Source organism: Paraburkholderia sp. SG-MS1, assembly GCF_012275575.1.
Lineage (GTDB): Bacteria > Pseudomonadota > Gammaproteobacteria > Burkholderiales > Burkholderiaceae > Paraburkholderia.
The window spans coordinates 1-9314 of sequence record NZ_NPIH01000206.1 but is presented as its reverse complement, the minus strand read 5'-3'; the positions used below and the strand labels follow the sequence as shown (position 1 = coordinate 9314).

At 62.1% G+C, this 9314-nt stretch carries 7 protein-coding genes and 1 pseudogene; 5 read left to right on the top strand and 3 right to left on the bottom strand.

Annotation, left to right across the window (positions count from 1 at the left end):
• Together CIC12_RS16555 and zwf are read left to right on the top strand one after the other, a co-directional pair.
• Window positions 1-313: pseudogene (locus CIC12_RS16555) on the top strand (delta(1)-pyrroline-2-carboxylate reductase family protein); the annotation flags it as partial.
• 353 nt (window positions 314-666) lie between these two features.
• Entirely contained in the window at window positions 667-2148 is a 1482-nt protein-coding gene (gene zwf, locus CIC12_RS16550; protein WP_168665179.1) for a glucose-6-phosphate dehydrogenase, read from the top strand.
• Between the two features lie 299 nt (window positions 2149-2447).
• Here the strand turns inward: zwf and CIC12_RS16545 are convergent, their stop codons facing one another.
• A complete protein-coding gene (locus tag CIC12_RS16545) occupies window positions 2448-3356 on the bottom strand; it encodes a LysR family transcriptional regulator (RefSeq protein WP_168665178.1) in 909 nt (302 codons plus the stop codon).
• A 134-nt stretch (window positions 3357-3490) separates the two neighbouring features.
• Between CIC12_RS16545 and CIC12_RS16540 the strand changes: the two genes are divergently transcribed.
• Window positions 3491-4549, top strand: coding sequence for an SDR family oxidoreductase (locus tag CIC12_RS16540; protein ID WP_168665177.1), 1059 nt, complete (start codon window positions 3491-3493; stop codon window positions 4547-4549).
• Window positions 4550-4647: 98 nt separating this feature from the next.
• Window positions 4648-5790 (top strand): nucleoside hydrolase, encoded by a 1143-nt coding sequence (locus CIC12_RS16535; RefSeq protein ID WP_168665176.1) that lies wholly within the window; start codon window positions 4648-4650, stop codon window positions 5788-5790.
• Between the two features lie 41 nt (window positions 5791-5831).
• On the opposite strand, the gene CIC12_RS16530 is transcribed toward CIC12_RS16535, so the two are convergent.
• Together CIC12_RS16530 and CIC12_RS16525 are read right to left on the bottom strand one after the other, a co-directional pair.
• Complete coding sequence (locus tag CIC12_RS16530; protein ID WP_168665175.1) at window positions 5832-6788, bottom strand: LysR substrate-binding domain-containing protein; 957 nt, start codon at window positions 6786-6788, stop codon at window positions 5832-5834.
• A gap of 808 nt (window positions 6789-7596) precedes the next feature.
• Entirely contained in the window at window positions 7597-8649 is a 1053-nt protein-coding gene (locus CIC12_RS16525) for an NAD(P)-dependent alcohol dehydrogenase (RefSeq protein ID WP_168665174.1), read from the bottom strand.
• Between the two features lie 319 nt (window positions 8650-8968).
• Here CIC12_RS16525 and CIC12_RS16520 point away from each other — a divergent pair.
• On the top strand, window positions 8969-9314 hold a 346-nt coding region (locus CIC12_RS16520), incomplete at its 3' end, for an AraC family transcriptional regulator (RefSeq protein WP_168665173.1).

Below are 9314 nucleotides of genomic sequence, written 5' to 3'. Positions count from 1 at the left end.
CTATGACGAAGCGGCGCGTGCCGGGCGGCTCGTGATCGGGGTCGGCGCGTTCACGCCGGAAATGATTGAGATCGGCGCGCGCACCATCGCCGCCAGCGCGCTGTTCGTCGACGATCCAGCCGGCGCAAAACACGAGGCCGGCGACTTTATCCAGGCCGAGGTGGATTGGGCGACCGTCGGCGGGATTGCCGCGGTGCTGGAGGGGGCGGCGCGGGGGTCGCCGGACAAGCCGGTGGTTTTCAAAAGCGTCGGCTGCGCGGCGTGGGATCTGGCGGCGTGCCGGGTCGCGCGCGAGGTGTTATCAGGCGGCTGAAGGGTCGGAGAAACGGCTGGGTCGCAAGCGAAGCTTCCACGCCAGGCCGGCAGGACGGGTCGGCGTGAGAGCTTCCTGGCGGGAGAGCCTTGTACGAAGGCCCATGAGGGGAACTTGCGGACCCGGCAATCGACCCACCTCTACCCGCACAAAAACCCTGGAAAACAGACCTCCGCCATCTCGGGTTGGCATCTTGCGCCAACCTGAGGCAGATGTTGCCGTGCAAACAATCCCAAAAAGTTGCACCATAGGCGTTTGCCGGAAAAAAGCGCCGGTTCACCGGCGCGGGCGTCTCGCCCACGCTTTCCGCCCCTTGACCGACGCCTTCTCCATCACGACGCTGCGACCGCGCTATGACGACCCAACACGCTTCAGCCACACCCGACCTGCCGCTCGACATGATCATCTTCGGCGGCACCGGCGACCTGTCGTTTCGCAAGCTGCTGCCCGCGCTGTACATGGCGCATCTGCACTGCAATCTGCCGCCGGACACCCGCATTCTCACGATCGGCCGCAAGCCCTGGTCGCGGGACGAGTACATCAACGAGTTCATGGAGCTGAAGGCCAAGCCCTTCATCGAAAAGAAGGCGTTCGACGCCGCCGCCTGGGATAAATTCCTCGCGCTGTTCGAGTACGTGCGGATGGACGTCGATTCGGCCGAGGACTATCAGCGTCTGAAAGAAGCGTCGCGCGAGGGCGTGCGCCGCGTGTTCTATCTCGCGACGTCGCCGGATCTGTTCATGCATATCTGCGATCACCTGTCGTCGGCGGGGCTCGTCGACGACAATTCGCGCGTGGTGCTCGAGAAGCCGCTCGGCCACGATCTGGCGTCCGCGCAGGAGATCAACACGGCGGTCGGCAAGCATTTCAGCGAAGCGCAGATCTACCGGATCGACCACTACCTCGGCAAGGAAACCGTGCAGAACCTGATGGTGCTGCGTTTCGGCAATGCGATCTTCGGGCCGCTGTGGCAGGCGCCGTACATCAAGAGTGTGCAGATCACAGTGGCGGAAACGGTCGGCGTGGGCAGCCGCGCGGGCTTTTATGACAAGACCGGCGCACTGCGCGACATGGTGCAGAACCACCTGCTGCAACTGCTATGCATCGTCGCGATGGAGCCGCCGGTGTCGCTCGACCCGGACGCGGTCCGCGACGAAAAACTCAAGGTGCTGCGCTCGCTGCGTCCGATGACGCCCGAGGACATCGCCCGCGATACCGTGCGCGGGCAGTACACCGCGGGCGCGGTGGACGGCGAGGCGGTCAAGGGCTATCAGGAAGAAGACAACGTGCCGGCGGGCAGCCGCGCCGAAACGTTCGTCGCGTTGCGCGCGCATATCAACAACTGGCGCTGGGCCAACGTGCCGTTTTTCCTGCGCACCGGCAAGCGGATGCAGAAAAAGGTATCGGAGATCGTCATCGAGTTCTCTGAACTGCCGTTTTCGATCATTCCGAGCGGTGGACGCAACTATGGCAACCGTCTCGTGATCCAGTTGCAGCCCGAAGAGTCGATCCAGTTGCAGATGCTCGCGAAGGAGCCGGGCAGCGGCATGCACATGCTGCCGGTGAATCTGAATCTGGATTTGCAGCAGGCCTTCACCGAGCGCCGCGCGGAAGCGTACGAGCGTTTGCTGATCGACGTGATCCGCGGGCGCCTCACGCACTTCATGCGGCGCGACGAACTGGAGGCCGCATGGGCGTGGGCCGAGCCGATTCTGGCCGGCTGGGCCAAGTCGGGCGACAAACCGCGTGCTTATACGGCGGGCACGTTCGGGCCGGCGGCATCGACGGCGCTGATGGCGCGCGAGAATGCCGTATGGGCGGAAGAGTCGCAGTAAATCGACGCTCGCATGAAGGCGGGCGCTGCAACGTTCTTTGAAGCGTCGTTGTAGCGCCTTTATGTGGTTGAGGGGCTGCCGGGTCCGGGCAAAGGCCCTGCATGTTCTTCGGGCTCATTGCCGCAGGCTCGCCAGCCGCCAATGCCATCAGGTAGTACGCGCCGCCGTTCTGGCGGCGGGTCACTTTTATCAGGCTCACGCGTGTGCAAATCCGCTAGCGCGAGTCAAAAGCCGCGACCGGTTTCGCCGTGCCGCGGCTCAATGCTCAGTCCTCGGTGCTCAATCATTAGTCATCCGTATCATTCGATGTGCATGCGCTGCACGAGGAAGTCGAGCAAGGCACGCACACGTGCTGGCAGGTGGCCGCCCTGGCCGAGATAGAGCGCGTTGACCGGTTCCGTGTCGCCAGGATTGAATGCCTCGAGCAGCACGACAAGGCGGCCTGCCGCCACGTCGTCGCGCACCTGAAACGAGGCGAGCCGCGCGAGCCCCACGCCGGCCACGGCCAGTTGACGCAGCGTCTCGCCGTCGCTGACGCGCGCATTGCCTTCGACGGGCACCTCGATTCTTCGACCGTCTTCGCCGAGTAGCGGCCAGCCGTTGACCGCTCTCGCGAAACCGAAGCCGAGCCGGTTGTGCGCGTTCAGATCCGCAGGCGTGCCTGGCGTGCCGTGACGCGCGAGATACGCGGGCGCGCCGACGATCAACATGCGAGCCTCGCCGAGCTTGCGCGCGACCAGTTGCGAATCCTTGAGCGGGCCGCTGCGAATTGCGACGTCGGTACGTTGCTCCAGCAGATCGACCACCTGATCGGTCAGCACGATGTCGAGCGTGACGTCGGGATGCGCATCGAGAAACGCGGGCGTGAGCGGCAGCAGATAGTGCCGCCCGAGCGGCACGTTCGCATGCACACGCAGACGGCCGCGCGGCGTCGCGCCGAGCGCCGCGCCGCGCTCGGTTTCGTCGAGCTCCGCCAGCACGCGCACCCCGCGTTCATAGAACACACAGCCTTCGGGCGTGAGTTGCAGATTGCGCGTGGACCGGTTGAGAAGCCGCGCGCCCAGCCGGGCTTCGAGGCGCGCCACGAGTTTGCTGACGGCCGAGGGCGTCATCCCCAACGCGCGCGCGGCCGCCGAAAAGCCGCCCAGTTCGACCGACCGCACGAACACTTCAAGTTCGCCGGAACGGTTCACGTCCAAACGTGCCATCGTGAGTTCAATTCACAGGTGATGTGCCAGCGGGCAGTCTACCGAAAGCGCGGCGGCGCCGATATCTTTCATTGACCGGACGGCATGCACGACGCGCGCCGTCGCAATGAACGAAACGATCAGGAAGCGTCGCAATGAACGCAACGAAGAAAGTGGCTTTGGTAGTGGGCGCACAAGGTGTGATCGGGCGCAATCTGGTCGAGCATCTCGCCACACTCGACGATTGGGAGGTGGTCGGCCTTGCGCGTCGCGGCGGCGAGACGAGGCCGCAGGTGCGATACATCGCGGTCGATCTGCTCGATCCGGCCGACGCACGCGCAAAACTGCGCGGCCTCGATCACGTCACGCATGTGTTCTACGCGGCCTATCAGGACCGCCCGAGCTGGGCCGAACTGGTGCCGCCGAATCTCGCGATGCTGGTCAACACGCTCGATGCGATCGAGCCGGTCGCGACGGGTTTGCAGCATGTGAGCCTGATGCAGGGCTACAAGGTGTACGGCGGCCATCTCGGTCCCTTCAAGACGCCGGCGCGCGAAGACGACGCGCACTTCATGCCGCCCGAGTTCATGTTCGATCAGCAGCGCTTTCTCGAATCGCGCCAGGCGGGCAAGCGTTGGCACTGGTCGGCGATTCGTCCGGCGGTGGTGGGCGGATTCGCGCTCGGCAATCCGATGAATCTGGCGGTGGCGATCGCCGTGTATGCATCGATGTCGAAAGAACTCGGCGTGCCGTTGCGCTTTCCCGGCAAACCGGGCGCCTACGACAAGCTACTCGAAATGACCGACGCAGGCTTGCTCGCCCGCGCGACGGTGTGGGCCGCGACCGAACCGCGCGCCGCGAATCAGGCGTTCAACATCAGCAATGGCGACCTGTTCCGCTGGAACGACATGTGGGCGAAGATCGCCCGCTATTTCGAACTCGACGTGGCGCCGCCGCTGCCGCTGTCACTGGATACTGTCATGGCCGACAAGGCGCCGTTGTGGACTGCGATGACGCACAAGCACGGCTTGCAGCCCATTGCCTATCAGGACGTATCGTCATGGCGGTTTGCCGACTTCGTTTTCTCGTGGGACTACGACATGTTCGGCGACGGTTCGAAAGCACGGCGTTTCGGCTTTCACGAATTCGTCGAGACGGAAGCGATGCTGTTCGGCCTCTTCGACGATCTGCGCCGCCGCAAGCTGATTCCATGAGAGATTCAATTAGCATGACGATTTGATTTCATCCGCTTTACGTCTATGATGGGCCTCCTTATACGCATGGCACAGCGGCACAAAAAAAGGAGACATCGATGAGGCGAGTTCTCGTGGCATTGAAGTGCATGGCAATCGTGGTGGCCGTTCTGGCCATTCCTGCATGTGGCGGCGATAATCTCACCGCCGCCAGTCCACCCAAGGTCATTATCGACAGCGACTACAATACGTTGAGCGACGATGGCCAGCTCGGCGTAATGGCGGCGCAATTGCAGGCGCAAGGCTCGCTGAAAGTACTCGGCATTACCGTGGTGTCCGGGAATCAATGGCTGAAGCAGGGTGTCGCGGACGCGTTGAAATCGGTCGAGCGCCTCGGCGTCGAGAAGCAGATCGGCGTGTATGCGGGTGCCAATTACGCCTTGTCGCACAACTTCGCGACGATTCAGGCCGAACTCGCGCAATTCCCCGGCGGCGACGGCTATCTCGGCGCGTGGAGCACACCCGAGCCCACCTCGAATAGCGACCTCGTCGCTCCACCGGACGGTTTCGCGACCCACACCCAGGTGCAGAGCAGGAGCGCGGTCGATTTCATCGTCGATTCGGTGAAGCAGTATCCCGGCGAGGTGACGATTCTCGCGATCGGCCCGCTGACCAACATCGCACTCGCCACTCGCCAGCATCCCGAGATCGTGCCGTTGATCAAGCAGATCATTTACATGGGCGGCGCGATCGACGTGCCGGGCAACACCACGCCGACCGCCGAGTTCAACTGGTGGTTCGATCCGGAAGCGGCAAAAGCCGTGCTGCATCTGCCGGTCAAACAGGTGGTGGTGCCGCTCGACGTGACGGATACCGTGAAGATGGACAAGACGCTGTACGATCGCGTCGCGCATGATCCGACGAAGCAGACCATCATCACGCAACTGTTCAAGACCTTGAACGGCTACGGTTTCGACGGCAAGAACGGCTTCGAGACGAATCCGGACTACACGACGAACATCTGGGACACGCTGACGCTCGCGTATCTGATGCATCCTGCGTTCGCGACGCAAACGGTGGACGAGTGGGTAGACGTGGATACGGGTTTCGGGGCCAATGACGGCAAGGCAACGGGTTATGCGAGTTCGCCGCCGGCGGGTTTGCAGAAGATGACGATCGTCAAACGCTTCGACAATCCGAGCTTCTTCAATTTCTATGTCGATCTGCTGACGCGGCCGGTGCCGGTTACGCTATCGAACTGAACGCGCTCATTCGCGCTGCGCGCGCCTGCCTGTCACCCGCCTCAGGCGGGATGCAGGCCGCGCAACAACTGACGCACACGCGAAAGATCCTGATCGACGTGTTCGGTCTTCTCGAACAACTCCGCGAGCCAGTCGACGAAGGCCCGCACGCGCGGCGACACGCGGCGATTCTTCATATAGGCGACCGAGACCGGCATCGGCACGGGCTTCCATTGCGGCAGGACTTCGCGCAGCAGGCCCGAGTCGAGGTAGGGCTGGGCGGCGATCCGCGCGGGCTGGATCAGGCCGAGGCCTTGCAGTCCGCACGTGAGATACGCCTGCTCGTCGCTGAGCTTGACGAAGCCGTCGACCTTGACGTTTTGCGCCTCGCCGTCCACCTCGAAATCGAAATCCACTTCGCGGCCGTTATACGGTGACATGCAATTCACGGCGACGTGTCCGCGCAGATCGTCTAGCGCGACGGGCGTGCCGTAACGGGCCAGATAGGCCGGACTCGCGCAGGTTACGTGTTCGAGCGTGCCGAGCTGGCGCGCGACCAGATTCGAGTCTGGCAATTCGCCGAGCTGGATGCTGCAGTCGATCGCTTCGGAGATCAGATCGACCGCGCGGTTGCTTACGCCGATCGCCAGATCGAGATTCGGGTAGCGGGTGTGAAAGTCGTCCAGTGCCGGCAGGACGATGGCGCTTGCCACGGCACCGGGCATTTCGATGCGCAGACGACCTGTCAGGTTGTCGGTTGCGTGGCGGATGCTGGCTTCCATTTCGTCGATGTCGGCAAGGATTTGCGCGCAGCGCTCGTAGTAGGCGGCGCCTTCTGGGGTGACGCTCAGACGCCGCGTCGTGCGGGCGAGGAGTGCTGTGCCCAGCAGCGCTTCCAGATTCTGGACGATGGTGGTCGCCGTCGCGCGGGGAAGGTTCAATGATTCCGCTGCGCGGGTGAAGCTGTTGGTGTCCACGATTCGGATGAATGTGCGCATTGCAGTTATTCTGTCAATCACGGTGCAGACTCCAGTCGAGGTTTTGGGGTGGTTTTTTTTGCCTGCTCGGCGCTTTGGGTGTGGTCGTATGGTGTTGGCCTTTCCTTGAATTCACGGTGGTCTATTAGCGTTGCCCCTGTGCGGGGCGGCACTTACTTTCTTTGTCCCCCAAGGGGACTTCCTTCGGGGCGCCGCCGCAAAGAAAGTAAGCAAAGAAAGCGGCTTCAAACCGCTAACTTTTAAGTGGGGCCCCTGGCTTGGAGGGGACAGTGGTGCATCTGGAATCGGTGCGCTCGCGCATTCCGCGTGAGTGACAAAGCCGTCATTCGCTCCCACTCCGCACTACGTGCGTCGCGGACGGGTATGCCGGGGAAACCCGTTGGTGTTCTTTAGCAGCGAAAAGGCATCGACCCGCCTCGCGAGGCGCCGAATACCTAAAGGTTTAGTGAAGTACCGCTGCGGCGCGCGTAGCGCCGCCGGAAGAATGACTGCCTTGTCACCGGGGTGGAATGTGCGAATGCACGGATTCCAGATGCACCACTGCCCCCTCCAAGCCAGGGGCCGCACTTAAGAGTTAGCGGTGTGAAGCCGCTTTCTTTGCTTACTTTCTTTGCGGCGGCGCCCCGAAGGAAGTCCCCTTGGGGGACAAAGAAAGTAAGTGCCGCCCCGCACAGGGGCAACGCTAATAGACCACCGTGAACTCAAGGAAAGGCCAACACCTTACGAGCACAACCAAAGCGCCGAGCAGGCAAAAAAACAAAACGCGTTCCAACAAAAGCCCGCGCCGCAGGCGCAAAAAAACCCAACCGCTGCGCGGGCAAAAAAAAACTTACTTCCGCAATGAATCCAGATCAATCACAAACCGATACTTAACATCACTCTTCAGCATCCGCTCATAAGCCTCATTGATCTGCTGCATCGGAATCAATTCAATATCCGAAGTAATTCCATGCTCACCACAGAAGTCCAGCATCTCCTGCGTCTCCGCAATCCCCCCAATCAACGACCCCGCCAGACGGCGGCGCTTCATGATCAGGTTGAACACCTGCGGCGACGGGTGATCGTGCTCCGGTGCGCCGACCAGCGTCATCGTCCCGTCCCGCTTGAGCAGATTCAAAAAAGGATTCAGATCGTGTTGTGCAGCCACCGTATTCACAATCAGATCGAAGCTGTTCGCATGCGCTTCCATCTCTTGCGGATTCTTCGAAATCACCACCTCGTGCGCGCCCAGCCGCTTCGCGTCTTCGATCTTCGACGGTGACGTCGTGAACAGCACGACATGTGCGCCCATCGCACGCGCCAGCTTCACGCCCATGTGGCCCAGGCCACCGAGGCCGACCACGCCGACCTTCTTGCCAGGACCGGCGCCCCACGTGCGCAGCGGCGAATACGTCGTGATGCCCGCGCACAGCAGCGGTGCGACGCCCGCCGGGTCGAGATTCTCCGGCACGCGCAGCGTGAACGCTTCGTCCACGACGAGTTGCGTGGAGTAGCCGCCGTACGTGATCTGGCCGTCGACGCGGTCCACACCGTTATACGTGCCGACAAAACCGTTTTCGCAATACTGTTCGAGACCTTCCTCGCAACTCGCGCACGTGCGGCACGAATCGACCAGACAGCCGACGCCGACCAGGTCGCCCGCTTTGTACTTCGTCACGTCCGGACCCACCGCCGTCACGCGGCCGACGATCTCGTGGCCCGGCACCACCGGAAACACCGTGTTCTGCCATTCATTGCGCGCCTGATGCAAGTCCGAGTGGCACACGCCGCAAAACAGTACTTCCATCTGCACGTCATGGGCGCGCAGTTCGCGGCGTTGGATTTCGAACGGGGCGAGCGGCGCGGTAGCGGCGGTCGCTGCATAGGCATAAGTCGTGCTCATGGGTAGCTCCAGCAAAGAGGGTGATGGCACAAGGCGCCTGCGATGGGCAACACGTGTTGCCGATGCGGCTAACCCTGACAGGAGACCGGGATCACAGCGCCCGCAGTGGCTGACGAATTCGCCGAAGCATTGAATTGGCAACCGGGCCCGGCACAGCGCGGAAAAGACGATCCGGCAGGGTTCCCATCATAGGTTCCGGGCGCGAGTGCGGGAATACCTGAATGTCTTGAAGATTTGCCTAAAACTCCTGGCGAGAAGCGCGATAGGCTGTTTGATGCTAGATTTCAAGCATTATTCTCTTGCTCGTCACTATACCGTCATGTCAACCCATTCTGCTGAACCCGTCTTTGCCGATCCCGCGCAACAGCGCGTGATCGATTTGTTCGACGTGCTCGCGCCCAATCCGGGCATCACACGTTCGAGTGTGGAAGGCGTCAACCTGATGCGCGCGAACAGCCCCATGCCGCGCATGCCGGTCATGTATGAGCCGAGCATCGTGATTGTTTGTCAGGGGCGCAAGCGCGGCTTTCTCGGCGATCAGGTGTTCCAGTATGACGCGCAGCAGTACCTCGTGCTGTCGGTGCCGCTGCCGTTCGAATGCGAGACCGAGGCGAGTGTGGAAAAGCCGTTTCTCGCGATTTCGATTCGGGTCGATCTGACCATGG

Bases quoted from the DNA above. Each gene is read 5' to 3' on its own strand.
- zwf (WP_168665179.1), top strand. From the start codon at position 667: ATGACGACCCAACACGCTTCAGCCACACCCGACCTGCCGCTCGACATG.
- CIC12_RS16545 (WP_168665178.1), bottom strand. From the start codon at position 3,356: ATGGCACGTTTGGACGTGAACCGTTCCGGCGAACTTGAAGTGTTCGTG.
- CIC12_RS16540 (WP_168665177.1), top strand. From the start codon at position 3,491: ATGAACGCAACGAAGAAAGTGGCTTTGGTAGTGGGCGCACAAGGTGTG.
- CIC12_RS16535 (WP_168665176.1), top strand. From the start codon at position 4,648: ATGAGGCGAGTTCTCGTGGCATTGAAGTGCATGGCAATCGTGGTGGCC.
- CIC12_RS16525 (WP_168665174.1), bottom strand. From the start codon at position 8,649: ATGAGCACGACTTATGCCTATGCAGCGACCGCCGCTACCGCGCCGCTC.